This is a genomic window from Subtercola sp. PAMC28395 (genome assembly GCF_018889995.1).
Lineage (GTDB): Bacteria > Actinomycetota > Actinomycetes > Actinomycetales > Microbacteriaceae > Subtercola.
In genome coordinates, this window is the sequence record NZ_CP076547.1 from 120233 (window position 1) to 145208 (window position 24976).

The following is a 24976-nucleotide window of genomic DNA, read 5'->3' on the forward strand; positions in this document are numbered from 1 at the left end:
GTGATGGAGGGCCGTTGCGTGCGGGTCGGGCAAGTCCGATCAGAAATCGGTACCCGGCTCAGAGTGCGAGGTAGATCTCCCTCAGGAGCGCGGCCGTCTCGCTCGGCGTCTTGCCGACGGTGACGCCCGCTGCTTCGAGCGCTTCCTTCTTGCCCTGGGCAGTGCCTGCGCCGTCGGAGACGATTGCACCGGCATGACCCATGGTCTTGCCCTCTGGCGCGGTGAATCCTGCGACATAGGCGACGACGGGCTTGGTCATGTTCGCTTTGATGAAGTCGGCCGCGCGCTCTTCGGCGTCACCGCCGATTTCACCGATCATGACGATGGCCTTGGTCTCGGGGTCGGCCTCGAACGCGGCGAGAGCATCGATGTGGGTTGTGCCGATGATCGGGTCACCGCCGATTCCGATTGCTGTCGAGAAGCCGAGGTCACGGAGCTCGTACATCATCTGGTACGTCAGGGTGCCTGACTTCGACACCAGGCCGATCGGGCCGGGCCCGGCGATGTTCGAGGGGATGATCCCCGCATTGGACTTCGAGGGTGAGATGATCCCGGGGCAGTTCGGCCCGAGGATGCGGGTCTTGTTGCCCTTCTGCTGGGCGAACGACCAGAATTCGGCCGAGTCGTGGATCGGGATGCCCTCGGTGATGACGACGGCGAGCGGAATCTCCGCTTCTACCGCTTCGAGCACGGCGCTCTTGGCAAAGGCCGGCGGCACGAAGATGACAGAGACGTCAGCCCCGGTCTCGGCCATGGCCTCAGCGACGCTGCCGAAGATCGGGAGGGTGTGCCCCTCGATCTCGACCGTCGTACCGGCTTTGCGCGGGTTGACGCCGCCGACGATCGTGGAGCCCGATGCGAGCATCCGGCCGGCGTGTTTGGTTCCTTCAGAGCCGGTCAGGCCCTGGATGATGATCTTGGAGTTCTCGTCGAGAAAAATCGACATTGTTGTTCTCTTCCTGTTTCTGCGCGAGTGTGTGAAGTGGGGGGTTACTTACGCAGCAGCGTGAGCGAGTTCGGCAGCCTTGTCGGCCGCTTCGTCCATGGTGTCGACGACGGTGACGAGCGGATTGTTGGCTTCAGCCAGAATGGCGCGGCCCTCGACGACGTTGTTGCCGTCGAGCCGAACCACGAGCGGCTTGGTGGCGGATGCGCCCAGTGTTGCGAGTGCACCGACGATTCCGTTTGCCACCGCGTCACAGGCGGTGATGCCACCGAAGACGTTGACGAACACGCTCTTCACCTGCGGGTCGTTCAGGATGACGTCGAGGCCGGCAGCCATGACAGCAGCGGATGCTCCACCACCGATGTCGAGGAAGTTGGCGGGTTTGACTCCACCGTGGCGCTCGCCGGCGTAGCTGACGACGTCGAGGGTGGACATCACGAGACCTGCGCCGTTGCCGATGATGCCGACTTCGCCGTCGAGCTTGACGTAGTTGAGGTTCGACTCCTTCGCCTTCGCCTCGAGCGGGTCGACTGCACCCTGGTCGACAAGGGATTCGTGGTTCGGGTGACGGAACTCCGCGTTCTCGTCGAGCGTGACCTTGCCGTCGAGGGCGATGACGTCGCCTTCTTCGGTGAGCACGAGCGGGTTCACCTCGACCAGTGTTGCATCTTCGCCCTTGAACACGTTCCAGAGCTTTGCAAGCACTGGGGCGACCTTGACGACGAGTTCGTCGGAGAAGCCTGCCTTCGTGGCGATGTCGGTCGCTACGGCTTCATCGATGCCGACCACGGGATCGACGTCGATCTTCGCGAGCGCCTCGGGGCGTTCGACGGCGAGCTGCTCGATCTCCATGCCACCTTCGACACTGGTCATTGAGAGGAAGGTGCGGTTCGACCGGTCGAGGAGAATCGAGAAGTAGAACTCCTGGGCGATTCGGGCACCGCCGGCGACCATGACGCGCTTGACGACGTGGCCCTTGATGTCGAGCCCGAGAATCGCCTTTGCTGCCGCCTCGGCTTCGTCTGGTGACTTCGCGACCTTGACGCCTCCGGCCTTGCCGCGGCCTCCGACCTTGACCTGGGCCTTCACCACGGTGACACCGCCGAGCTTCTCCGCTGCCGCACGCACCTCTTCAGGGGTGTCGGCGATGATGCCCGGAAGAACCGGAACGCCATAGCTCTCGAACAGGTCTCGTGCCTGATATTCAAATAGATCCACGCTTGTACATCCCATCCGCGTGCACTCAGCGGGCACGCGTTGCCTGGTTTCTGATAGAAAACGGTAGCCGGATGTCGCGACGCTCCATGTCTCTCGAGATCGAGACATCTAGACCGTTTCAAAGCCTACCCCTCCACAATGTGCCGGATTGGCCGACAGTGCACAAAATCACGGTTCCACGGCCGCAGTGTTGTTGCGTGGAAGGAATCTGGTTCCATGAAACGAACCCTTCGCATCGCTCTGGCTCTTCTCGCGGCCCTTCTGGCCGCTGCGGGCATTCTCCTACTCGCTCCTTCTGCGTGGGCAGTCCACTCGACCAGCCACGGAGTGGGCTATCTCTCGGCCCGTGACGGCCGATCGTGGCTCGGCACACATCGGCTCGGCGACAACAACCTCGGACTCTGTCTGGAGGTGACGAAGCGGCCGCCAGAGGGCTCCGATCTGACCTACATCGAAGGTGATCGTGTCGGGCTGCGGGACGCGGACCTCACCGCCCGGCTCGCGTTCATCGCCCGGGAGTTCGTGACCACGACCGATCCGGACTGGGCCGCAGGGGCACAACTCGCGACGTGGAATCTCACAGGCCTCGGCGGCCACACCTCATCGTGGTACGCCCAGCGCGCGAACGAGCACGCGCTGACCGTGTCGATCATTGCGGACCAGATCAGGGACCGAATGAATGGCCGTTCCGGAGCGTCGAGATCTGTGGCGGCCTCGGTAGCCCTGTCGTCCCTCGACTCCACGCCACTCACTGTGCGGAGCGAAATCACCGTGGATTTCGTCGGGACTGGCCGTTCCCAGCTTCCCCCGGGAAAGCACAGCGGAACACTGCATCTCACGGGAGCTGCCTTCCCTGACGGATCGATGACCCGCACAGTCGAGAACGGAGTGGACTACGCCATCACTCCGACCGTTGGAAACTCCACGGCCGACGTGTCTGCCGTTGTCGACTACACGGGCCTGCCGTATGGCAATTCGATCTGGGTGGCCAAGGGTGCAAACGATGTCCAGACACTGTTGGTTCCTCCGGCAACGCTTGCCTCGGCACATGCTTCGACGCACGAAAGCGGTATCTCACCGCTCCCGTTCGCTCCGGCCGTGCAGACCCAGGCAAGCGCCCAGCGGGCCAGCACGGGCGCCGCGCTGAGCGACGAACTCGAACTGGGAGTGCGTGAGCCGCTGCAACAGGTTGCGAGCGTCGAATCCGTGATTCAGCAGTGGGGCCTGTACACCGCACCCGATGGCTCCCAGCAACCCGTTCCCGTGACGATCGACAGCACTCTCGTGGGGCCCTTGGCTGAAGCTCCGACCGAGAGCCCTTCGGTTCCAGCGGATGCGCCGGTGGTGTGCACGGTGCACACCCTGGCGTCCAGCGGTCCCGGTAGGTACCAGACACCCGAGTGTGTGCTGCCGTCGCCGGGCTTCTACGTCTGGGTCGAATCGATCGACCCGAAGAAGACACCTCCAGACCTCGGCGGCGAGCGCATCCAGCCGTGGGTGTCTGCGTTCGGAATTGCAAGCGAGGTGACCCAGGTTGCGCCGACCACGCCCAGCCCGACTCCGCCTGCAATCGTGATCCCACCGACTGGCTCCTCTGGCACTTCGCCATCGCCTTCGCCGATGCCTTCCCCTGGCTTGGCGACGAGTTCGCCAGCTGCATCTGCACAGCTGGCCAGTACGGGCAGAGCGCGCGATGAGGTGTCGGGCGGGGCCGGTCTGGTACTTCTTGCTGCGGCTGGTGCGCTCGTGATCGGATCAGGGTCGATGCTCGTGACACGCGTAGTCTCGAGCCATGAGCGTGTTCACCGACGTCGCCGCTGAGGGAATCCTGCTGGCCGGGGGCGGGCGGGCGATCCTACTGCAGATCGCCGACCCGGCCGTCGGGGCCGGGGTTGCCCGGCACAGTGACTTCGCACATCGCCCCCTCGACAGACTCACCAACACGGTGACGTACGCCTACGCAACGGTGTTCGCCACTGATGCCGAACTCGCAGCGATCGTCGAAAAGGTGAATCGTGCCCACGGCCCCGTCGTAGCGGCTGGAGACGGGACAACGCCGGGCTACAGTGCATTCGATCCGGATTCGCAGCTCTGGGTCGCGGCAACCCTGTACGAAACTGCGCTCGGCGTGTACGAACGCGTTTTCGGGCCGCTGTGCCCGGTGTCAGCAGAGAACGTCTACCAGCAGTACAGCGTTCTGGGCACAACACTTCAGGTTCCGCGGAACCGCTGGCCGACAGACCTCGCAGCATTTCGCCGGTACTGGGATGACGCCATCGGCAGACTCGAAGTCTCTGACGACGCACGGCGGGTGGCTCATGACCTACTGCACCCGAGGGTTGCACCGATCTGGCTCAGGATTGCGATGCCCGTCGTACGTTTGTTCACCACCGGGCTACTGCCCGCCGAACTGAGAGTGGCGTATGCACTTCCGTGGAGCCGGGGGGCCGAGCGTCGATTCGCCATCGTCTTTGGGGCAATCGCTCTCGTCTACCGCGCCCTTCCCCGAAGTGTTCGTTCCCTGCCAATGCGCCACTATCTTGCACGTATGCGATCGGGCCTGGCGACGACACACTGACCGCTGCTCAGATCTTCTCGATCGGAGCGATCTTGATCAACAGCTTCTTCGAGCCCGCCGCGTCGAACTGCACATGCGCGACACGCTTGGTTCCGTCGCCCGTGACGGCGTTCACCCGGCCTTCTCCGAAATCGGTGTGCCGGATCCTGTCGCCGGGCTGAAGCTCGAGGTCACCGTTGTCGCGCACCTGGGCGGTGACGCGATTGGGCCACTCCGCCTTGACCCTGGGGAGAGACTGGTCGGTGAACGACAGCGAGTCGCTCGCCCGCGAAGGGTTTCGTGAGGCAAAACCGCCGCCACTGGAGCGGTTTGCATTGAGGGCGCGAGGCTGGGTTCCGCCCCGTGAGGTCGCCATTCCCGGGGACTGCCGCCAGTCGATGAGCTCGGCAGGAATCTCCTGCAGGTAGCGACTCGGCATCGCGACCGCGGTCTCCCCATACTGGGCTCTCGTCATCGCAAGCGAGAGATAGAGGCGCTTACGCGCTCTGGTGATTCCCACGTAGAAGAGCCTGCGCTCCTCTGCGGGCCCGCCTGGTTCTGACGCAGACATGCGGTGCGGCAGGAGATCTTCTTCGACACCGGTGAGGAAGACTGCCTCGTATTCGAGGCCCTTCGCTGTGTGCAGGGTCATCAACGACACCGTTCCACTGGTGTCGTCGAGCTCGTCGGCTGCGGCAACCAAGGACACCTCGGTGAGAAAGTCGACAAGTGTGCCACCGGGGTTGTTCTTCTGGAATTCCCTCGTCACAGCAACGAGTTCCTCGACGTTCTCGGCGCGGGCTTCGTCTTGCGGGTCGCGGCCCGCACGAAGAGCCACCACGTATCCGCTTCGGTCGAGAAGAAGCGTCAGAATCTCTGCCACAGTGACCGGGCCGGCATTTCGATCAGGGTCGATCATCTCTGTCGCCTCGTCGAGCAGTTTCGCGAGGTCGAGAATCGCCTGCGTCACCTTCGGGCCGAGGCCGAGCTCGGCTGAACGGCGCATGGCATCCCGGTAGCTCACCTCGTTCGTCTCAGCAAAGAACCCCAGCGCTGTCTCGGTCGCCGGGCCGATACCCCTCTTGGGAGTGTTCAGAATCCGGCGAAGGGCAAGAGCGTCGCGAGGGTTGGCGACTGCAATGAGGTACGCCAGCACATCTTTGATTTCGGCGCGCTCGTAGAATCGCGTGCCACCGAGCACCCGGTACGGTACGGCCGACCGGATGAAGATCTCTTCGAGTGCCCTTGTCTGCGCGTTGGTGCGGTAGAAGACGGCGACGTCTTTGTACGGGGTGCCAGAGTCATGCAGCTTTGCGATCTCGTCAGCGACGAACTGGGCCTCGTCGTGCCCGCTGTAGCCCGTGAAGCCGGTGATCTTCTCGCCGTCGCCGACGTCGGTCCAGAGCTTCTTGTCTTTGCGATCGAAGTTGTTGGAGATCACCGCATTCGCTGCGGTCAGGATGTTCTGGGTCGACCGGTAGTTCTGTTCGAGCAGAACGGTCTTCGCCCCCGGAAAGTCGCGCTCGAACTCGACGATGTTGCGGATGTCTGCGCCTCGGAACGCATAGATCGACTGGTCGGAGTCGCCCACCACCGTGAGAGATGCACCCGGCAAGCCAGCCGACCGTTCGTCGAAGCCGGTTCCCTCCGTGACTGGACGGGTCAGCTCTCGGATCAGTGCGTACTGGGCGTGATTCGTGTCCTGGTACTCATCGACGAGAATGTGCCTGAACCGGCGCCGGTAGTGTTCGGCGACGTTCGGGAACGCCCGGAACAGGTAGACCGTCTGCCCGATCAGATCATCGAAGTCGAACGCATTGGCTGCGCTCAGGCTGCGCGTGTACTGCCGGAAGATCTCAACGAAGAGTTCTTCCTGCGGGTCGTTGAAGTTCGCGGTACGGGCATAACTGTCAGCGTCCGCCAGCTCATTCTTGAGTTTGGAGATCTTGCCGGCTACGCCAGCAACAGTGAAACCGTAGGTGTCCGCCTGCAGGTCTTTGATGATGCGTTTGATCAGGGTGCGCGAATCGTGCGAGTCGTAGATCGTGAAGCTCTTGGTGAATCCGAAGTTCTCGGCCTCGCGCCGCAGAATGCGCACGCACGCCGAGTGGAACGTCGAGATCCACATTCCCTCTGCGGTCTGGCCGAGGAGCGCACCGACGCGCTCCCGCATCTCGGCGGCCGCCTTGTTGGTGAACGTGATGGCAAGAATCTGGCTCGGCCAGGCCTCGCGCGTTCCGATCAGGCTTGCGATGCGTCTCGTGAGAACGCTCGTCTTACCCGATCCCGCTCCGGCGACGATCAGCAGTGCTGGCCCCCGGTATTCGACGGCGATGCGCTGCTGGGGGTTGAGCCCCGCCAGCAGGGGGTCTTCATACCCGCCTGCCGAGCCGCCGTTGGAGTAGCCGCCGTTCGAAGTGATCAGCTCGTCGACGATGAGTGGTACCGAACTCATACCGCCCGAAGGGATGGGTGGGCTCTGGCGGGCTGTGAAGTCGGAGTTCATGTCGTTGCCAAGTTTAGACGTGAGCGCTGACACGCAGGCAGGGACCAGTCGGCAGGGGCACCGCGTGGCCCGACGTCGAGAGATGCGGCGATCATCCGCTCGTCTGGCACGCCCGGTCAGTGCGGGAGTGCGTCCCTCGCTGTCACGGCCAGGTCAGGATGATCGGCGAAGACGCCGTCGACACCCGTCGCCAGAATCGCCTCAAACTCTCCTGCCCAGTCACCGAACGCTGTGGGTTCGGCTCCCGCCCGGAATTGCTCCGACAGGAACATGTTCTCCGGCCTCAGCGTCCAGGTGTACACAGCCAGTCGTTCGTGATGCGCCTCCGCGACCAACCGACGGCCGTCGTGCGACAGAACCATCTGCTTCGGCACACTGATACCGTCGATGCTCTGGCCATCGGCGAGTTGGCGCAATCCCTCAGTCGTGAGGTAGGAGGCGTACTCTGGCGCGTCATCGCCCGATGTGGCGAGAAGGTCAGGCGGTGATCCCTCTGCCTCGACCAGAAGCACCCGGGCGCACCCGACCCCGCTCCAGCGCACCTCGGCCAGACACGTGGGTTCGAAGCTCTCCACGATGAGCCGACCCTGCGAGTCGCCCCAGCCGGCACTCTGGACCTCGTCGGCGAAGAGCTGGGCGAGCGAGAACCCCAGCCCCGAGAAGTACGAGGAATGTTTGAGTTCGGCGACGATTCCGAGGGGCCGCTGCGAGGCATCCCCGGCCCCATCGACGAGCGAGAACAGGTCGGCGAGGCGCAGAATACCGAATTGCCCGTCAAACTCCGCGCTCTGCGGTCGCAGCTCGGGCAGCCGTTCGGTGCAACGCAGCGTGCTGAGCTCGGCCCAGGTCAGGTCCTCGGTGAACCACCCGTCGCACACGACCCCGTCAACGACCTTGCTGGTCAGCAGGTGAGCGAATTCCGGATGATCGGCCACATCGGTCGTCCCCGAAATCTCATTCTCGTGGCGCAGCACCAACTGCCCGTCTTTCGTCACGACGATGTCGGGCTCCACAAAGTCCGCTCCGAGGTCGAACGCCAGGAGGTAGGCGGCAGCGGAATGCTCGGGCCGATAGCCGCACGCACCACGGTGGCCGATCACCAGCGGGTACGGGAATCCCAGACGTTCGCTCACGTCTCAACGATAGGACTCCTGCGGTTCGCGGTCCATTGATGGCGCATATCGGACGTCTCGCTGTGACCGCACCACAGACGGCGTTGTCTGTGAGAACTTCCAGCAAACAGGGCTGAGCTGCCGCTAGATTTGAGGGAATCCGACCGACGTCGGCGCGCACACTCCAGACACGAGGAATCGATGGCTTCCAACAACCCGGCGTTCTCACGGAACCCCGTCTTCAACGGCAAGGCCCCGGCTACCCCGACCCCCACCATCACTGCGGCAGGGTTGGAGCAGATGTACGACGCGCCTGCCGCGACAGCAGCGCAGACCGGGCGCCTGAGCTACGACGACGTCATCATCAAGACGGCCCTGAACTTCGTCGTACTCGTGGCTTTCGCTGTGGTCGGGTGGAACGTTCCTGTACTGGCGCTGCCCGCACTTGTTCTCGGCTTCGTCCTCGCCATGGTCAACGTCTTCAAGAAGCAGCCGTCACCTCCGTTGATCCTCCTGTATTCGGCAGTTCAGGGCCTCTTCATCGGTGCGATCTCCGGCGTCTTCGAGGCCAGGTACCCGGGCGTGGTCATCCAGGCCGTGCTGGCCACGATCTGCGTCTTCGCGGTGACTCTCGTGCTCTTCGCCTTCGGCAAGATCCGAGCGTCGAAGCGGGCCACCAAGATCTTCCTGATCGCCATGGTGGGGTACATCGTCTTCTCGATTCTGAACATCGTTCTGATGCTCACCGGAGTCAACAGCAACGCCTTCGGGCTCAGCGGCTCTGTCACCCTGCTGGGAATTCCACTCGGCGTGATTCTCGGCGTGTTCGTGACGATTCTCGCCGCGTACTCACTGGTACTCGATTTCGACCAGATCCAACGCGGCGTGAAGGCCGGCGCCCCGCGCAACCAAGCGTGGTCGGCGGCATTCGGCCTTGTCATGACCGTTGTGTGGCTGTACCTCGAACTGCTGCGCATGTTCGCCATCGCGCGCAACTGACGCTGAAGCCATACGAACAAAGCGCATCGAAACCCTCAAATTCCAGTGGTTTCGGTGCGTTTTGTCGGTTGATCACAACGGTGGTCGGCTCCGATCTCAGTCGGTGATCGCGGCCGCAAACTGCGAGTTGTACAGGTTCGCGTAGGCGCCGCCTGCCGCCAGCAGCTGGTCGTGGGTACCCTGCTCGACGATGCTGCCCGACTCCATCACCAGGATGAGGTCGGCATCGCGGATGGTCGACAGGCGGTGGGCGATCACGAAACTGGTGCGGTCCTGCCTCAGCACCGACATCGCTCGCTGCACCAGCACCTCGGTGCGCGTGTCGACCGAGCTCGTGGCCTCATCGAGGATGAGCACGCTGGGCTTGGCCAGGAAAGCCCTGGCGATCGTGATGAGCTGCTTCTCCCCCGCTGAAACGTTGTCTGCCTCGTCGTTCAGCACCGTGTCGTACCCGTCGGGCAAGGAGTGCACGAACCGGTCGACGTAGGTGGCCTGGGCCGCGGCCAGAATCTCCTCCTCGCTTGCTTCAGGGTTGCCGTACGCAATGTTGTCGTGGATCGTGCCACCGAACAGCCACGTATCCTGCAGCACCATTCCGGTACGGCTCCGCAGATCATCCCGTGTCATCGAGGCGATATCGACGCCGTCGAGGGTGATGCGACCCGAGTCGAGTTCGTAGAACCGCATGATGAGGTTCACCAGGGTCGTCTTGCCAGCCCCTGTCGGCCCAACGATCGCGACCGTCTGACCGGGCAGCGCCTCGAGGGAGAGGTTCTCGATGAGCGGCTTTTCAGGGCTGTAACTGAACGAGACGTTCTCGAACACAAGTCGGCCCTCTTCGTTCAATGGCGTCTCGGCGGGCTGGGCATCCGGAGTCTGGTCATCGGCGTCGAGCAGCTCGAAGACACGCTCTGCGGAGGCCACCCCCGACTGCAGCACGTTGGCCATCGACCCCAGCTGGGTGAGCGGCTGCGTGAACTGGCGGGAGTACTGGATGAACGCCTGCACATCACCGAGACTCAGACTGCCGCTCGCCACCATCAACCCGCCGATCACCGCGATGGCCACGTAGACGAGGTTGCCGACGAACATCATCGCCGGCATGATGATGCCCGACACGAACTGGGCCCCGAAGCTCGCCGTGAACAACTCGTCGTTCTTCTTGCGGAAGACCTCGTTGATCTCGCGGTGGCGACCGAAGACCTTCACGAGCGCGTGGCCGGTGTAGCTCTCTTCGATCTGCGCGTTGAGCGTGCCGGTATACGTCCACTGCGCGACGAAGAGCTTCTGGGATCGCTTTGCCACCACCGTCGTGATGATCAGTGTCAGCGGGATCGTCACGAGAGCGATGAGGGCCAGCAGCGGCGAGATGATGAACATCATCGTGATGACACCGATGACGGTGAGCAACGAGGTCATGATCTGCGAGAGAGACTGCTGCAGGCTCTGCGAGATGTTGTCGATGTCGTTGGTGACCCGGCTGAGCAGCTCACCGCGGGGCATCCGGTCGAAATAACCCAGCGGGAGCCGGTTGATCTTCTCCTCGACGTCTTCGCGCAGGCGGTACACGGTTCGTTGCACGACGCCGTTGAGCAGGTACGACTGCGCCCAGCTGAACACCGACGCGAACACGTAGATCGCAAGCACTGTCAGCAGGATCATGCCGAGCTGGGTGAATTCGATGCCCTGGCCCGGGGTGAAAGTGACGCTCTTGAGAAGGTCTGCCTGCTGGCTCTGGCCAGCTGCGTTCAGCCCGTCGATCGCCTGTTGCTGCGTGGTTCCGGCCGGAAACGCCTTCGACAGGATGCCCGCGAAGATGACGTTCGTCGCGTTGCCGAGCATCTTCGGCCCGAGCACCGACAGCGTTACGCTCACGACAGCGAGCAGGGTGATCACGCCGATGAGCATCCGCTCCGGGCGGAGTCGGCCGACCAGACGCTTCGCACTCGGCCCGAAGGCCTTCGACTTCTCGGCTGGCATTCCTGCCCCGCCGAACGGACCACCACCGCCCGGCCCGCGCCGCACGGGCGGCCGCGGAATGGCGGGAGCCTTTTCGATCGGCTGCGCTTCGTCGCTCATGCTGCTTCCTCCGCCGTCATCTGCGATTCCACGATCTCTCGATAGGTCTCGCTGTTCTCCAGCAGTTCGGTGTGCGTTCCACGATCAACGATGACACCATCTTCGAGAACAAGGATCTGGTCTGCGTCGATGATCGTCGAGACGCGCTGCGCCACCACGATCATGGTCGCCCCGAGCACGTCTCTGCGAAGGGCTCTCCTGAGCCGGGCATCCGTCGCCAGGTCGAGTGCCGAGAACGAGTCGTCGAAAACGTAGATCTCAGGGCGCTTCACCAGGGCGCGGGCGATCGCGAGTCGCTGGCGCTGGCCACCTGACACGTTCGTTCCCCCCTGGGCGATCGGAGATTCGAGCCCGAGCTCCATCTCCGAGACGAAGTCGCGTGCCTGAGCTGTCTCGAGCGCGGCCCAGAGCTGCTCGTCGGTCGCATCGGGCTTGCCGTACCGCAGATTGCTGGCAACCGTTCCGGAGAACAGGTACGGCTTCTGCGGCACCAGTCCGATGCGCCCCCAGAGCACATCGGGGTCGAGGTCCCTGACGTTCACACCATCGACCCGCACTTCGCCCTCGGTGGCATCGAAGAGTCGCGGCAGCAGATTCACCAGCGTTGTCTTGCCCGACCCTGTGCTGCCGATGATGGCCGTCGTCTTTCCGGGTTCCGCCACGAAGGTCAGCTCGCGAAGCACCGGCTCGGCGGCCCCGGGGTAGGCGAAGCTCGCGTTGTCGAGTTCGATCAACCCGTGTTCGTCGAGCGTGGTCACGCCCTCGGCAGGCATGACCACCGACGACGGAGTCTGCAGCACCTCGGTGATACGGTCGGCGCACACGGAGGCGCGGGGAATGAGGATCGCCATGAAGGTGGCCATCATCACCGCCATCAGAATCTGCACGAGATACGTCAGGAATGCGGTCAGCGTGCCGATCTGCATCGAGCCGTCATTGATTCGGAACGCACCGAACCAGATCACCGCGACGCTCGATACGTTCATCACGAGCAGCACGATCGGGAACATGAGCGCGAACAGCCGACCGGCACGCAGCGCTGTGTCGGTCACCTCCCTGTTCGCCACCGCGAAGCGCTCGGTCTCGACGCGCTCGCGCACGAAGGCCCGAACCACCCGGATGCCCGTCAGTTGCTCGCGCAACACCCCGTTCACCTTGTCGATGCGCTTCTGCATCAGCCGGAACAGCGGCACCATGCGAACGATGATCAGGCCGAGGGTGATGAGCAGCACCGGTACAGCCACAGCAATGATGCCAGAGAGCGGCACGTCGAGCGACAGGGCCATGATGATGCCGCCGATCGCGAGGATCGGGGCGCTGACCAGCAGCGTGCAGGTGAGCAGCACGAGCATCTGAACCTGCTGAACGTCATTGGTCGTTCGGGTGATGAGCGAAGGCGCCCCGAACTGCGACACTTCACGTTCTGAGAAGTCGCCGACGCGGGTGAACACCGACAGGCGCAGGTCGCGGCCGAGCGCCATCGCGAGCTTCGCACCGAAATACACGGCGATGATGGCGCAGATCACCTGGGCGAGCGTGATCATCAGCATCAGCGCACCGATGCGCAGAATGTAGCCGGTGTCGCCCGTGGCGACCCCATTGTCGATGATGTCGGCGTTCAGCGTCGGCAGGTACAGAGAGGCGATGGCCTGGGCCAGCTGGAAGATCACGACACCGACGATGAGCCGCCAGTGGGGCTTCACGTATGTGCCGATGAGGCGCAACAGTTTCATTGAAGAATGCTACTGCGCAGCTCGAGTCAATCCCGTCCTGCTCCTCAGATCTCCTCCCAAGGGAGTACCTGTGGAGGAGGTGAGAAGCCGCACTCGGACACGCCCGTCAAAGTCCCCCACCGCACAGTCCAACCACGGCAACGTACTCAAAGCGCGTGCGTGGGGCGCGCAGCGCAACACGCCGCTAGGTGTGCCGCGCTTGGAGAAAGCGCCTGTTCAAGGCGGTACGCAAGAAGTCACCCACCGCACAGTCCAACCCCGGCAACGTCCTTAAAGCGCGTGCGTGGGGCGCGCAGCGCAACACGCCGCAAGACTATTCCCACTCGATGGTTCCCGGCGGCTTCGACGTGACGTCGAGCACAACGCGGTTGACGCCAGCCACCTCGTTCGTGATGCGGTTCGAGATCTTCGCCAGCAGGTCGTACGGCAGCCGAGTCCAGTCGGCCGTCATCGCGTCTTCAGAAGAGACCGGCCGCAAGACGATCGGATGCCCGTAGGTACGCCCATCGCCCTGCACGCCGACCGAGCGAACGTCGGCGAGCAGCACCACAGGACACTGCCAAATCTCACCGTCGAGCCCAGCCGCGGTCAGCTCGGCACGCACGATCGCGTCTGCCGCGCGCAGCAGCTCGAGTCGTTCGAAGGTGACCTCGCCGACAATTCGGATTCCGAGACCGGGGCCGGGGAACGGCTGGCGCCCCACGATGACCTCGGGTAGCCCGAGTTGGCGGCCGATGGCCCGGACCTCGTCTTTGAACAGGGTGCGCAGCGGCTCGACGAGCTTGAACTGCAGATCTTCGGGCAGGCCGCCCACATTGTGGTGGCTCTTGATGTTGGCGGTACCGGTGCCACCGCCTGACTCGACGACGTCGGGGTACAGGGTGCCCTGCACGAGGAACTCGACCGGCGAGCCGTCGGTTGCGGCGGCTTCGAGAACGAGAGCCTCGGCCGCGCCCTCGAAGCTCCGGATGAACTCGCGCCCGATGATCTTGCGCTTCTGTTCGGGGTCCGTGACACCGGCGAGCGCATCGAGGAACTGCTGACGGGCATCCACTGTCACGAGTCGAACGCCCGTCGAAGCCACATAGTCGACCTCGACCTGGCGGCGCTCGTCGGCGCGCAGAAGACCGTGGTCGACGAAGACACAGGTGAGCTGGTCGCCAACGGCCTCGTGCACGAGCGCAGCGGCGACGGCCGAGTCGACGCCGCCCGAGAGCCCGCAGATGACCTTGCCCGAACCGACCTGCGCACGGATGAGCGCTACCTGGTCGGCGATGACATTTCCACTGTTCCAGTCGGCGGGGATACCGGCGGCCTTGTGCAGGAAGTTCTCGAGCACGGCCTGCCCGAACGGGCTGTGTTTGACTTCGGGGTGCCACTGCACGCCGTACTGCTGCTTCGCGTCGTTGGCGAACGCGGCGACAGGTGTGGATGCACTGCTCGCCACGACCGTGAAGCCCTCCGGTGCCTTCGAGACCTGGTCGCCATGGCTCATCCACACCGTCTGGTCGCCGGGCTGGCCGTCGAGCAGAACGCCCCCGTCGCCGGTGACCTGCATGTCGGTGGCGCCGTATTCCCTCAGCCCGCTGTGAGCGACTTCGCCGCCGAGGGCCTGGGCCATGACCTGGAAGCCATAGCAGATGCCGAGAACGGGTACGCCGAGGTCGAAGATCGCCGGGTCCAAGGCTGGCGCGCCTTCTTCGTACACGCTCGAGGGGCCACCACTGAGAACAATGCCGACAGGCGACTTGGCCGCGATCTCAGCCGCCGTGATCGTGCTCGGCACGATCTCCGAGTAGACATTCGCCTCGCGAACGCGACGGGCGATGAGCTGTGCGTATTGTGCGCCGAAATCGACGACAAGTACCGGCCTGGTGGTCGGAATGCTAATGGGAGGCCTCCACTGTCGGTGTCACTGATTCGGCCTCGCGACGGGCCAGGTAGGTGTCGATTTCTCGACGGGTGCGACGCTCGAGAACGAACGAGAGAAAAGGGATCACGCCGCCGAGGGCGAGAACCACGAAGCGAGCGAGCGGCCAGCGCATGCGGGTCCAGAGCTGGAAGCACGAGAACAGGTACACCACGTAGAACCAACCATGAACGATCAGGATGCCCGTGCTCAGGTTCATCGCAGTGACCGTACCGGCGGGCACGAATGCGAGGAACCCCTGTCTGCCCCCGAGCTGCAGTTCGACCGCGATGGGTGTGTACTTCAGCAGCATTTCAGCGCACAGCAGCAGCAGGAAGACGCCGGTGATGATGGCGCAGACCTTGTAGAACGCAAGTGCAGAGCGGATGCGCGGAAAATCAGCGCGTTTGGGCTCGAGTGGCATGGGCTAATTGTACCTTTCGAGTTCAGACTGGGTTTCGAGTTCGGCCTCTTCGACTTCGCGCTCCCATGCGTCTTTCACCAGGCGGTACCAGAAGAAGATCGCGAACGCGGCGAAGATGACCCACTCGATGGCGTAGAAGATGTTCAGCCAGTTGATCTCGGTGGTTCGCACGGGCACGGGAGAGTCGATCGCGGCGAGCGAGTCGACGGGGGTCTGGGCCACGACGTATCCGCCGAAGACGCTTGCCGTCTCGGGGAAGCCGCTCCACTGGTTGATGAGCGCAGAGATCGCCATCGTCGACGGAACGAAATCTGCCGCCGTCTTACCCTGTGCGGCAGTGACATCGGGGCCATCGGTACCGACATAGCGGCCGATGAGCTGCTGCGGCGCGAACGTCGGCGTGGAGTTGAGCCCAGCAGCGACGGATTCGGCCCGGGACCGGTCTGCCGACCATCCGAGTGCCACAGCAACGCTGGTGAGAGTGCCCACCTGCGATTCGCTGAGGTCGAAACGACCCACGACCCAGTACCCCTGGACGCCGCCGTTCAACCTCGACGAGACGATGCTGAAATCGGGCGCGACCAGCGAGCCCGTGACCGACACCATCTGGCCATCCTGCGCCTCGAAGACGGGCTGGCCCGCTGTCGCCACCTGGGTGAGCGGGGTCACCGACTCTGTCGTCGCCCGCGGGTCAGGCCCGTTCGATGTGACGGCCCGGCTGAGCTGCCATTGGCCGAGAAGCGCGAACACTGCGGCGAGCAGCAGGGCGTAGACGAGAGCGCGAATCCACTTCGGCCTTCGCATCACGCTGAAGATGGTCAATACTCGTCGTCTTTCTCGGGCCTGGACTCGCGCTCTGGCGGGTGAGAGCCAAAGGGCCAGTTCGGATGATCGGCTCTGCTGTGAAGATCGGATTGGTTGCTCGCCTGCTCGACGACCCGATCAACATACTCCTTGGTAGCTGGGTTCTCGCCCGGCTCGAGCGTCGCCGTCGCAGCTTCGACGAGCGCGATCTGCTCGAGGATCATGGGGTCGACGATTCGCGGGCGATCCGCGCCTTCTGCTGCAACGGGATTCTGCGAATCACGCTTCTTCTTCTTCGTCTGAAGGAGAGCACCGCCGATCTTCTCAGAGTTGGCGGCCAGAATCGGCCCGGCGACAGCCATCACGAGCACGTACAGGCCGGCAAAGGCCTGGATTCGCTCGTCGAGGCCGGCTGCAAGGGCGAGAGTCGCGAGAATGAGGGCGAATTCACCTCGGTTCTGCAGGATGACCGTGGCATTGATTCCCGCTTGAACACCGAGCCCGTTGAGCCTGGCCACGAATTGGCCGGCCAGGATGTTCAGGATCATGGTCATCGCGACGGCACCCAACACGGGCCAGATGACCTCGGGGAACTGGGCGGGGTTCAGACCCAGCCCGAAATTCAGGAAGAAGAATGCACCGAACACGTCGCGCAGCGGAATGGCGATGTGCTCGATCTTGTTGCGGTACCGGCTGGCTCCGAGCACGAGCCCGATGAGGAACGCGCCGATCGCGTCGGTGACGCCGAGGATCTCACCGAGTCCACCGAACATGATCGCCAGCCCGAAGAACAGGATGGTGAACAGTTCGTCGTCTTTTGTGCGGAAGAGTCGCGATACCCACTTGCCGCCGAAGCGCGCGACAGCGAACATCACCACCAGGAAGAGGAACGCAATGCCGAGCTTCGCCACAACGGGCCAGACGGCGGTCTCACCACTCAGCACGACGGAGACGATGGCCAGGTAGATGGCGATGAAGATGTCTTCGACGACCGTGACACCCAGGATCATCGGCGTCTCCGGGTTTGCCAGCCGGTTGAGCTCGATGAGGAGCTTGGTGACGATCGCGCTCGACGACGTGGCGGTGATGCCGGCGATGACCAGCGCCTCCCTGGTTCCCCACCCCACCAGGAAACCGAAGGCGAACCCGGCGATCATGTTGACGGCGATGTACGAGCCACCGGAGATGATCAACTTTCCGGCATTGCCGAAGAACTCGTCCTGGTCGAACTCCAGGCCCAGGCTGAACAGCAGCATGATCAGCCCGAAGACGGCGATCAGGGCGATGTAGTCGTTGTGGATGAAGTCGAGCGGAAAGATGTGGAAGTTCGGGCTGGCCAGCAGACCGACGACCATGTAGATCGGGATCGCAGGCAGGCCCACTGCCTTGCCGAGGCGGCCGAGGATGTAGGCGATGACGAAGAGAATCCCGAGGACGAGAAGGTCACCGCCGAGGTGTGTCGTGTCGCCTGCCTGCGTGGCTGCGATCGCGATCTGCATCGCTTAGCCTCCTGGCGGCGCGTCGACGGCGCTCTTGGCCTTGTACTGGCCGGTCCGGAAGAAGTTGAAGACCTTCGCGACCTTTTCAGGCGATCCAGCCACGACGAGGGTGTCACCGGGGAAGACCTTGAAGTCTGATGCCGGTGCCGGGTTCGCAGACTCGCCCCGAACCACTGCCACGACGGTGACCCCGACTACGCCTCGGTCGGCCGGGTCTCCGAGCTCCTGCCCGGCGATGTGGTCTTCGTAGTCGACCGTGAACCAGTCGATGCTGAGGCCGGGAATCTGATCGAGGGCGGTCAGCGACTCGGTGATCTGCGTCCCGCCGAGGAGCTCTGCCAGCGTGCGGGCTTCGTCTTCGCTGAGGCGGAGTGAGACCTTGGTGGACTCCGCGCCGTCTTCTTCGTCCTGGAAAGTGATCAGGTCGCTGTGGCCGGAGCGGTGCGCGATCACGCCCACCTTGCCCCCGTCATCGGTCACGAAGGTATGGAGCACACCCACTCCCGGGAGCTTGACCCGACGTACGTCAACCATTGTTGATCTCCCTGACTTCACTCGCGTTTCGCATAATTCGCAGGTACCAGTCTAACCGCGGCGAATTTCAGCGAGGCGGCTCAGCGGGACGAGTACGGCGAAACGACCACTTCGATGCGCTGGAACTCCTTGAGATCGGAGTACCCCGTCGTCGCCATCGACCGTTTCAGCGCACCCATCAGGTTGGCCGTTCCATCGGCCACCGGCGACGGCCCGAACAGGATCTGGTCGAGGGGCGCGACGCTGCCGACGTGCACACGATTGCCCCGTGGGAGCTGCGCGTGGTGGGCCTCCGGGCCCCAGTGGTACCCGCCGCCCGGAGCATCCGTCGCCCGCGCGAGGGCGCTGCCGAGCATCACTGCATCGGCGCCGACCGAGATCGCCTTCACAATGTCGCCCGAGGTGCCAAGGCCCCCGTCGGCGATCACGTGAACGTACCGCCCGCCGGACTCGTCGAGGTAGTCGCGTCGGGCACCGGCGACATCGGCTACAGCTGTGGCCATCGGCGCATGGATGCCGAGGGTGGCTCTGGTGGTCGAGGCCGCTCCCCCACCGAATCCGACGAGCACGCCGGCCGCGCCGGTGCGCATGAGATGAAGCGCTGCGGTGTAGGTCGCCGCACCACCCACGATCACGGGCACGTCGAGCTCGTAGATGAACTTCTTCAGATTCAGTGGCTGGACGGTCTTCGAGACATGTTCTGCTGAAACTGTCGTTCCCCTGATGAAGAAGAGGTCCACACCCGCTGCCACGACGGTCTCGTAGAGCTCCTGAGTGCGCTGGGGCGAGAGAGCGCCCGCGACGGTGACTCCGGATGCCCGGATCTCGGCGAGTCTCTCCGTGACAAGCTCCGGCTTGATCGGTTCGGCGTAGATCTGCTGCATGCGAACCGTTGCGTCTGCTGCATCGAGAGACCGGATCTCCTCCAGGAGCAGCTCAGGGTTCTCATACCTCGTCCACAGACCCTCGAGGTCGAGCACGCCGAGGCCTCCGAGCTTGCCCATGGCGATTGCGGTGAGAGGCGAGACGACCGAGTCCATGGGAGCTGCCATGACGGGAATGTCGAAATGGTAGGCGTCGATCGACCACGAGATCGACACATCCTGCGGATCACGGGTACGCCGGGAGGGCACCACCGCAATGTCGTCGAAGGCGTAGACCCTGCGGCCTCGTTTTGACCGGCCGATTTCTCTTTCCATACTCACCCACCAATACTACCGAGGAGCAACCAGACGCGCCGCGCTACCAACGGACGACTCGTTCAGCCACGCCCGCCGCGCGAGACGCGCCGCGCTAAAAGCGAGCAGCCGTTCAGGCTGCCCGCCGCCCGAGACGCGCCGCGCTCAAAGCGAGCAGCCGTTCAGGCTGCCCGCCGCCCGAGACGCGCCGCGCTCAAAGCGAGCAGCCGTTCAGGCTGCCCGCCGCGCGAGACGCGCCGCGCTAGAAGCGAGCAGCCGTTCAGGCTGCCCGCCGCGCTCGCCTAGCGGCGGTAATTGGGCGCTTCGACCACCATCTGGATGTCGTGGGGGTGCGACTCCTTGAGGCCGGCAGCAGTGATGCGCACGAACTTGCCGCGTGCTTTGAGCTCGTCGACCGACCGCGCACCGACGTAGAACATCGACTGGCGGAGACCACCGAGCAACTGGTACGCGACTGCAGAAAGCGGGCCGCGGTAGGGCACCTGGCCCTCGATTCCCTCAGGAATGAGCTTGTCGTCGCTCGGCACGTCTGCCTGGAAGTAGCGGTCCTTCGAGTACGAGGTCTTCTCCCCGCGTGTCTGCAGGGCCCCCAGGGAACCCATGCCGCGATAGTTCTTGAACTGCTTGCCGTTCACGAAGACCAGGTCGCCAGGGCTCTCGTCGCAGCCTGCGAGCAGCGAACCCAGCATCACCGTGTCTGCACCGGCCACGAGGGCCTTCGCAATGTCGCCAGAGTACTGGAGCCCGCCGTCGGCGATCACCGGAGTGTTCGTCTCGCGTGCGGCCAGCGACGCTTCGTATACGGCCGTGACCTGGGGGACACCGACACCGGCGACCACGCGGGTGGTGCAGATCGAGCCAGGGCCGACCCCGACTTTGATGGCATCGACACCAGCGTCGATGAGCGCCTGGGCGCCGGAGCGTGTTGCGACGTTTCCGCCGATGATGTCGACGCCTGCAGACGCCGGGTCTGACTTCAGGCGGCGCACGATGTCGAGCACACCGGCACTGTCGCCGTTGGCCGTGTCTACCACGAGCACATCGACGCCCGCGTCGACCAGGGTCATTGCCCGCTCCCAGGCGTCACCGAAGAACCCGATGGCCGCGCCGACACGCAGTCGGCCTTCTTCGTCTTTCGTGGCGTGCGGGTACATCTCGCTCTTGTCGAAGTCCTTGACGGTGATCAGGCCGCGAAGCTTTCCGGCTGCGTCGACGAGAGGAAGTTTCTCGATCTTGTGCTGGGCGAAGATGGCGATGGCGCCGTCTGGGTCGATGCCGACGGGTGCGGTGATGAGCGGAGCCTTGGTCATCACGTCGCGCACCAGGGTGGTGCTCTTCTCCCACGCCGAGACGAACCTCATGTCGCGGTTGGTGATGATGCCGACCAGAACTCCCGACTCATCGACGACGGGGAGGCCGGAGACACGGAACTGCCCGCAGAGCAGATCTGCATCGGCAACTGTCGCGAACGGTGTGGTGGTCACCGGGTTGGTGATCATGCCGGATTCGCTTCGCTTGACCTTGTCGACATTGGCGGCCTGGTCTTCGATCGAAAGGTTGCGGTGGATGACGCCGAAGCCGCCCTGGCGGGCCATGGCGATCGCCATGCGAGCTTCAGTCACCGTGTCCATAGCGGACGACAGCAGCGGGGCCGCCAGTGTGATGCGTTTGGTCAGGCGAGACGAGGTGTCCGCCTCAGAAGGAATCACATCGGTGTGACCGGGAAGCAGCATGACGTCGTCGTACGTCAGCCCGACAAATCCGAAGGGATCGTTCTGTTCCATGAATTCCTCTGTCTCAAACGGGTGAATCTCAAGCGGGTGACGTACATCTCTACCCTCGTGACAATTCTAACGATCCGGGGGCCACGCCTATTCCGCGCCCGCGGCCTTGTCCAGCTCCAGCAGTCCGGAAACACGACTGACACAAACGCCTTATAACGTAAGCTCACTTGCAACTCACTCGTAGCGTCCAATGGTGCGCGCTCGTCCTGGAGGAATAGAACTTGACGACACTCACAGTGCTGCAGAGCACAGTGCCGCAGAGACCAAAGCCACACAGGGCTGAAAACCGTGTGGGCTTCTGGCGACTCGCGGCGATGCTCATGCTGGCGATCACCGCCGTGATCACCATGATCGGCCTGGGCGCTGCGCCCGCTCACGCAGCGACACCGGCGGCAGCAGCAGCCTGTGTCTCGAACGCGACCACCGGGTGTCTGCAGGGCACGATCAAGCTCCCGAACGGCGACCCTGCCGTCGGCATCAAGCTCGGCATCAAGGGCGGCGACCTCGACGCCACGGTGGCGACCGGCGACGACGGCAAGTGGAGCCAGGCGATCACCGTCGCGGGGCCGTACACCATCACGGTCGACACCACATCGATTCCCGACGGTGCGGTACTCGACTCAGCAGCAAAGAACCCCGCCACGGTCAACGGAGCCCTGAACAAGAACGTCGGCTATGTGTTCAAGATCGTCGGCGGCACCACTGCCGCCGATGGAACGACAACCCAGACGCCCACCACCGACTCCGGCACGGGAGTCTCGTTCGAGAGGTTCCTGCAACAGTTCGTCTCGGGCATCCGGCTCGGGTTGCTGCTCGCGCTTGCTGCGGTGGGCCTGTCGCTGATCTTCGGTACGACCGGGCTCTCGAACTTCGCACACGGCGAGCAGGTGACGCTCGGTGGACTGCTGGCGTACCTCTTCGCCAACGTGCTCGGCCTGAATCTCATTCTCGCGGCGATCATCTCCGTGGTGATCTGCGCAGCAACCGGGTACTTCCAGGACGCCTTGATCTGGAAGCCGCTGAGGCGACGGGGACTGGGCACCACCCAGCTCATGATCGTCACGATCGGTCTCTCCATTGCGCTGCAGTACCTCTTCCAGTACTTCCTCGGGGCATCCACTGTGCGCATCGACCAGGCGAACCCCGTCACGGTGGCCCTCGGCCCCGTCACGCTCTCGGCACAGTCGCTCGTGGCGATGGGCATCGCCGTGGTCGTCATTGCCCTGGTCGGCTTCGTGCTCGTCAAGACACGCATCGGCCGGGCGACACGGGCTGTCTCTGACAACCCCTCGCTCGCGGCCGCCTCCGGCATCGACGTCGACCGCATCATCCGGCTGGTCTGGACCAGCGCCACTGCGCTGGCAGGTCTCTCCGGCGTGCTGCTCGGCCTGGTTCTCAACGGAGTCAACTGGCAGACCGGCCTTCAGCTGCTGCTGCTCATGTTCGCGGCGATCACCCTCGGCGGTCTCGGCACCGCATTCGGCGCCCTCGCCGGTGCAATGATCATCGGGCTCGTCGTCGAACTGACCAACCTCGTGCTGCCGGGCGACTTCAAGTACGCCACGGCGCTCGTCATCCTGATCCTGGTTCTTCTGGTCAGACCGCAGGGTATCTTCGGGCGCCGAGAGCGCATCGGTTAGAAGGGCTGAACTCATGGATCAACTACTCCAGACGCTGAACGCCATCCTCAATTCGGCGATCTCACCGCAGACCGCTGCCCTGGCGATCGCCGCAATCGGCCTCAACATCCACTTCGGCTACACCGGACTGCTCAACTTCGGCCAGGCCGGATTCATGCTGATCGGCGCGTACGGCTTCGCGATCTCCATCATCGCCGGGCTGCCGATCATCCTCGCCGTGCTCATCGCTCTCGTGGCGGCGCTCATCTTCGCACTCATCCTCGGTATACCCACCCTCAAGCTCCGGGGCGACTACCTCGCGATCGTCACCCTGTCGGCCGCTGAGATCGTGCGGATGATCGGGCGATCCTCGCTTCTGACCAACGTCACCGGCGGTTCGAACGGCATCACCGGCAATGAATACCGGAGCCCCTTCACCGACCTGTCGTTCTTCGGTGACGGCCGCATCAACGTCGGGCCGTGGAACTACGACGCTACCGGGTCGAATGGCTGGTGGTTCATCGCCACCGCATGGTTGGTGGTCGGGCTGCTCTGCCTCTTCGTCTGGGCGATCATGCGCAGCCCCTGGGGCCGCGTGCTCCGCGGAATCCGCGAAGACGAAGACGCCGTGCGCAGCCTCGGCAAGAACGTCTACAGCTACAAGATGCAGGCGCTGATCCTCGGTGGTGTCATCGGTGCCCTCGCAGGAATCGTCTACATTCTGCCGGCGTCACTCCAGGCCGACAGCATGGGGCGCTCAATGACGTACTTCATCTTCACCGCCCTGTTGCTCGGCGGTGCGGCGACGGTCTTCGGGCCCGTGCTCGGTGCGATCGTATTCTTCGCCATCCGCCTGTTCGTACAGGGGCTCGCGGGCCAGTTCGTGCCGTCGAGCATCATGAATGGCCAGCAGACCGAACAGTTCGCCTGGATCGTGATCGGCATCACTCTCATGCTGGTCGTGATCTTCAGACCCCAGGGTATTCTCGGCAACAAGAAGGAGCTGAGCTTCGATGTCAAGTAGTCTTCCCACGACAAGTCACATCACCGAGGCAGGTGCCGCGGCGAAGGCCAGCGTCGCAGGAGTCGCTCCGGTTCCCGGGGTCTCCAAGCCCGACCCGATCCTCACTGTGGACCACGTCACTCGCCGTTTCGGTGGCATGACCGCGGTCGACGTGCAGCACCTCGAGGTCCAGCGCGGCATCATCACGGCACTCATCGGCCCGAACGGGGCCGGGAAGACCACGTTCTTCAACCTCATCACCGGGTTCGACAAGCCGAGTTCCGCTCCTCGTCTGATCGGCGGCCCGAAAGCCGGAGAAGCCGCGAAATCGACCTTCAACGGCCGCGACGTCGGCAACACCGGTGCAACCAAGGTCGCCAAGATGGGCATGGTCCGCACCTTCCAGCTCACCAAGGCGCTCTCGAAGCTCACGGTGATCGAGAACATGCGGCTCGGCGCGAAAGACCAGCCGGGCGAGAACCTCTTCGTCGCCGTCGTCAAACCCCTCTGGGCCAAACGCGAGGCCGAGATCACGGCGAAGGCGGAAGAGCTTCTCGCGCGCTTCAAGTTGCTTGAAAAGCGTGACGACATGGCAGGAAGCCTCTCGGGCGGCCAGAAGAAGCTGCTCGAAATGGCGCGGGCACTGATGAGTGACCCGGTCATGATCATGCTCGACGAACCGATGGCTGGAGTCAACCCTGCTCTCACCCAATCGTTGCTCGGCCACATCCAGGCCCTGCGAGACGAGGGGATGACCGTGCTCTTCGTCGAGCACGACATGCACATGGTGCGCCACATCTCCGACTGGGTGGTCGTCATGGCCGAAGGCAAGGTCGTGGCCGAGGGCCCGTCCGGCACCGTCATGGACGACCCGGCGGTCATCGATGCGTATCTGGGTGCTCACCACAACACAGACCTCGGCGACGACTCCCTCCTGACCGACGAGGTCGCCGAGGAACTCGCTGCAGAAGTCAGTGCAGAAGACGCAGCAGAAGCTGCTGGAGACAGTACCGGAAACAGCGCCGACAGGCGCGCGGAGGGCAAAGCCTAG

At 63.7% G+C, this 24976-nt stretch carries 19 protein-coding genes; 6 read left to right on the forward strand and 13 right to left on the reverse strand.

The genetic code is table 11. The features are described from left to right. Positions 1 to 58: 58 nt before the first annotated feature. Entirely contained in the window at positions 59 to 946 is an 888-nt protein-coding gene (gene sucD / locus KPL76_RS00595) for a succinate--CoA ligase subunit alpha (protein WP_216334452.1), read from the reverse strand. A gap of 48 nt (positions 947 to 994) precedes the next feature. After that, a complete protein-coding gene (gene sucC / locus KPL76_RS00600) occupies positions 995 to 2164 on the reverse strand; it encodes an ADP-forming succinate--CoA ligase subunit beta (RefSeq protein ID WP_216334453.1) in 1170 nt (389 codons plus the stop codon). Positions 2165 to 2380: 216 nt separating this feature from the next. Between sucC and KPL76_RS00605 the strand changes: the two genes are divergently transcribed. Next, positions 2381 to 3985 carry a hypothetical protein gene (locus KPL76_RS00605; RefSeq protein ID WP_216334454.1) on the forward strand — a complete coding sequence of 535 codons (1605 nt, stop codon included), beginning with the start codon at positions 2381 to 2383 and terminating at the stop codon, positions 3983 to 3985. After that, positions 3957 to 4742 carry an oxygenase MpaB family protein gene (locus tag KPL76_RS00610; protein ID WP_216334455.1) on the forward strand — a complete coding sequence of 262 codons (786 nt, stop codon included), beginning with the start codon at positions 3957 to 3959 and terminating at the stop codon, positions 4740 to 4742. Before KPL76_RS00605 ends, KPL76_RS00610 begins: the two co-directional genes overlap by 29 nt. A gap of 7 nt (positions 4743 to 4749) precedes the next feature. Here the strand turns inward: KPL76_RS00610 and KPL76_RS00615 are convergent, their stop codons facing one another. Then, positions 4750 to 7176: an ATP-dependent helicase gene (locus tag KPL76_RS00615; protein ID WP_216335818.1), complete on the reverse strand. Its 2427-nt coding sequence runs from the start codon at positions 7174 to 7176 to the stop codon at positions 4750 to 4752. Between the two features lie 167 nt (positions 7177 to 7343). Beyond that, complete coding sequence (locus tag KPL76_RS00620) at positions 7344 to 8360, reverse strand: glycerophosphodiester phosphodiesterase family protein (protein WP_253202087.1); 1017 nt, start codon at positions 8358 to 8360, stop codon at positions 7344 to 7346. 180 nt (positions 8361 to 8540) lie between these two features. Here KPL76_RS00620 and KPL76_RS00625 point away from each other — a divergent pair, with 180 nt between their 5' ends. Further along, a complete protein-coding gene (locus tag KPL76_RS00625) occupies positions 8541 to 9338 on the forward strand; it encodes a Bax inhibitor-1/YccA family protein (protein ID WP_216334456.1) in 798 nt (265 codons plus the stop codon). A 96-nt stretch (positions 9339 to 9434) separates the two neighbouring features. Here the strand turns inward: KPL76_RS00625 and KPL76_RS00630 are convergent, their stop codons facing one another. The 9 genes from KPL76_RS00630 to guaB form a co-directional block, all read right to left on the reverse strand. After that, positions 9435 to 11417, reverse strand: coding sequence for an ABC transporter ATP-binding protein (locus KPL76_RS00630; protein ID WP_216334457.1), 1983 nt, complete (start codon positions 11415 to 11417; stop codon positions 9435 to 9437). Beyond that, the gene (locus KPL76_RS00635) at positions 11414 to 13150 is read right to left on the reverse strand and encodes an ABC transporter ATP-binding protein (RefSeq protein WP_216334458.1); all 1737 of its coding nucleotides are present in this window, start codon (positions 13148 to 13150) and stop codon (positions 11414 to 11416) included. The genes KPL76_RS00630 and KPL76_RS00635 overlap by 4 nt, the downstream gene beginning before the upstream one ends. Before the next feature lie 313 nt (positions 13151 to 13463). Beyond that, entirely contained in the window at positions 13464 to 15041 is a 1578-nt protein-coding gene (gene guaA / locus KPL76_RS00640; protein ID WP_305803671.1) for a glutamine-hydrolyzing GMP synthase, read from the reverse strand. Further along, positions 15037 to 15483 carry a DUF3817 domain-containing protein gene (locus tag KPL76_RS00645; protein WP_216334459.1) on the reverse strand — a complete coding sequence of 149 codons (447 nt, stop codon included), beginning with the start codon at positions 15481 to 15483 and terminating at the stop codon, positions 15037 to 15039. The genes guaA and KPL76_RS00645 overlap by 5 nt, the downstream gene beginning before the upstream one ends. Before the next feature lie 3 nt (positions 15484 to 15486). After that, the gene (locus tag KPL76_RS00650; RefSeq protein ID WP_216334460.1) at positions 15487 to 16305 is read right to left on the reverse strand and encodes an SURF1 family protein; all 819 of its coding nucleotides are present in this window, start codon (positions 16303 to 16305) and stop codon (positions 15487 to 15489) included. Beyond that, positions 16302 to 17786 (reverse strand): cation:proton antiporter, encoded by a 1485-nt coding sequence (locus KPL76_RS00655; protein ID WP_216334461.1) that lies wholly within the window; start codon positions 17784 to 17786, stop codon positions 16302 to 16304. Before KPL76_RS00655 ends, KPL76_RS00650 begins: the two co-directional genes overlap by 4 nt. Before the next feature lie 3 nt (positions 17787 to 17789). Continuing rightward, positions 17790 to 18320, reverse strand: coding sequence for a cation:proton antiporter regulatory subunit (locus KPL76_RS00660; RefSeq protein ID WP_205107360.1), 531 nt, complete (start codon positions 18318 to 18320; stop codon positions 17790 to 17792). Positions 18321 to 18400: 80 nt separating this feature from the next. Then, positions 18401 to 19519 (reverse strand): GuaB3 family IMP dehydrogenase-related protein, encoded by a 1119-nt coding sequence (locus KPL76_RS00665; protein ID WP_216335831.1) that lies wholly within the window; start codon positions 19517 to 19519, stop codon positions 18401 to 18403. A gap of 281 nt (positions 19520 to 19800) precedes the next feature. Next, positions 19801 to 21303 carry an IMP dehydrogenase gene (guaB, locus tag KPL76_RS00670; RefSeq protein WP_216334462.1) on the reverse strand — a complete coding sequence of 501 codons (1503 nt, stop codon included), beginning with the start codon at positions 21301 to 21303 and terminating at the stop codon, positions 19801 to 19803. A gap of 221 nt (positions 21304 to 21524) precedes the next feature. On the opposite strand from guaB, the gene KPL76_RS00675 reads away from it, so the two are divergent. The 3 genes from KPL76_RS00675 to KPL76_RS00685 are packed head-to-tail and all read left to right on the forward strand — an operon-like array spanning position 21525 to position 24976. Beyond that, on the forward strand, positions 21525 to 22943 hold the full coding sequence (locus KPL76_RS00675) for a branched-chain amino acid ABC transporter permease (protein WP_253202088.1): 1419 nt from the start codon (positions 21525 to 21527) through the stop codon (positions 22941 to 22943). Between the two features lie 13 nt (positions 22944 to 22956). Then, the gene (locus tag KPL76_RS00680) at positions 22957 to 23946 is read left to right on the forward strand and encodes a branched-chain amino acid ABC transporter permease (RefSeq protein WP_216334463.1); all 990 of its coding nucleotides are present in this window, start codon (positions 22957 to 22959) and stop codon (positions 23944 to 23946) included. Next, positions 23936 to 24976: an ABC transporter ATP-binding protein gene (locus tag KPL76_RS00685; protein WP_216334464.1), complete on the forward strand. Its 1041-nt coding sequence runs from the start codon at positions 23936 to 23938 to the stop codon at positions 24974 to 24976. Before KPL76_RS00680 ends, KPL76_RS00685 begins: the two co-directional genes overlap by 11 nt.

Excerpts from the sequence above, each read along its gene's own strand:
- sucD (WP_216334452.1), bottom strand. The coding sequence starts at position 946 with ATGTCGATTTTTCTCGACGAGAACTCCAAGATCATCATCCAGGGCCTG.
- KPL76_RS00605 (WP_216334454.1), top strand. The coding sequence starts at position 2,381 with ATGAAACGAACCCTTCGCATCGCTCTGGCTCTTCTCGCGGCCCTTCTG.
- KPL76_RS00610 (WP_216334455.1), top strand. The coding sequence starts at position 3,957 with ATGAGCGTGTTCACCGACGTCGCCGCTGAGGGAATCCTGCTGGCCGGG.
- KPL76_RS00615 (WP_216335818.1), bottom strand. The coding sequence starts at position 7,176 with ATGAGTTCGGTACCACTCATCGTCGACGAGCTGATCACTTCGAACGGC.
- KPL76_RS00625 (WP_216334456.1), top strand. The coding sequence starts at position 8,541 with ATGGCTTCCAACAACCCGGCGTTCTCACGGAACCCCGTCTTCAACGGC.
- KPL76_RS00630 (WP_216334457.1), bottom strand. The coding sequence starts at position 11,417 with ATGAGCGACGAAGCGCAGCCGATCGAAAAGGCTCCCGCCATTCCGCGG.
- KPL76_RS00635 (WP_216334458.1), bottom strand. The coding sequence starts at position 13,150 with ATGAAACTGTTGCGCCTCATCGGCACATACGTGAAGCCCCACTGGCGG.
- KPL76_RS00645 (WP_216334459.1), bottom strand. The coding sequence starts at position 15,483 with ATGCCACTCGAGCCCAAACGCGCTGATTTTCCGCGCATCCGCTCTGCA.
- KPL76_RS00655 (WP_216334461.1), bottom strand. The coding sequence starts at position 17,786 with ATGCAGATCGCGATCGCAGCCACGCAGGCAGGCGACACGACACACCTC.
- KPL76_RS00660 (WP_205107360.1), bottom strand. The coding sequence starts at position 18,320 with ATGGTTGACGTACGTCGGGTCAAGCTCCCGGGAGTGGGTGTGCTCCAT.
- KPL76_RS00665 (WP_216335831.1), bottom strand. The coding sequence starts at position 19,519 with ATGGAAAGAGAAATCGGCCGGTCAAAACGAGGCCGCAGGGTCTACGCC.
- guaB (WP_216334462.1), bottom strand. The coding sequence starts at position 21,303 with ATGGAACAGAACGATCCCTTCGGATTTGTCGGGCTGACGTACGACGAC.
- KPL76_RS00680 (WP_216334463.1), top strand. The coding sequence starts at position 22,957 with ATGGATCAACTACTCCAGACGCTGAACGCCATCCTCAATTCGGCGATC.
- KPL76_RS00685 (WP_216334464.1), top strand. The coding sequence starts at position 23,936 with ATGTCAAGTAGTCTTCCCACGACAAGTCACATCACCGAGGCAGGTGCC.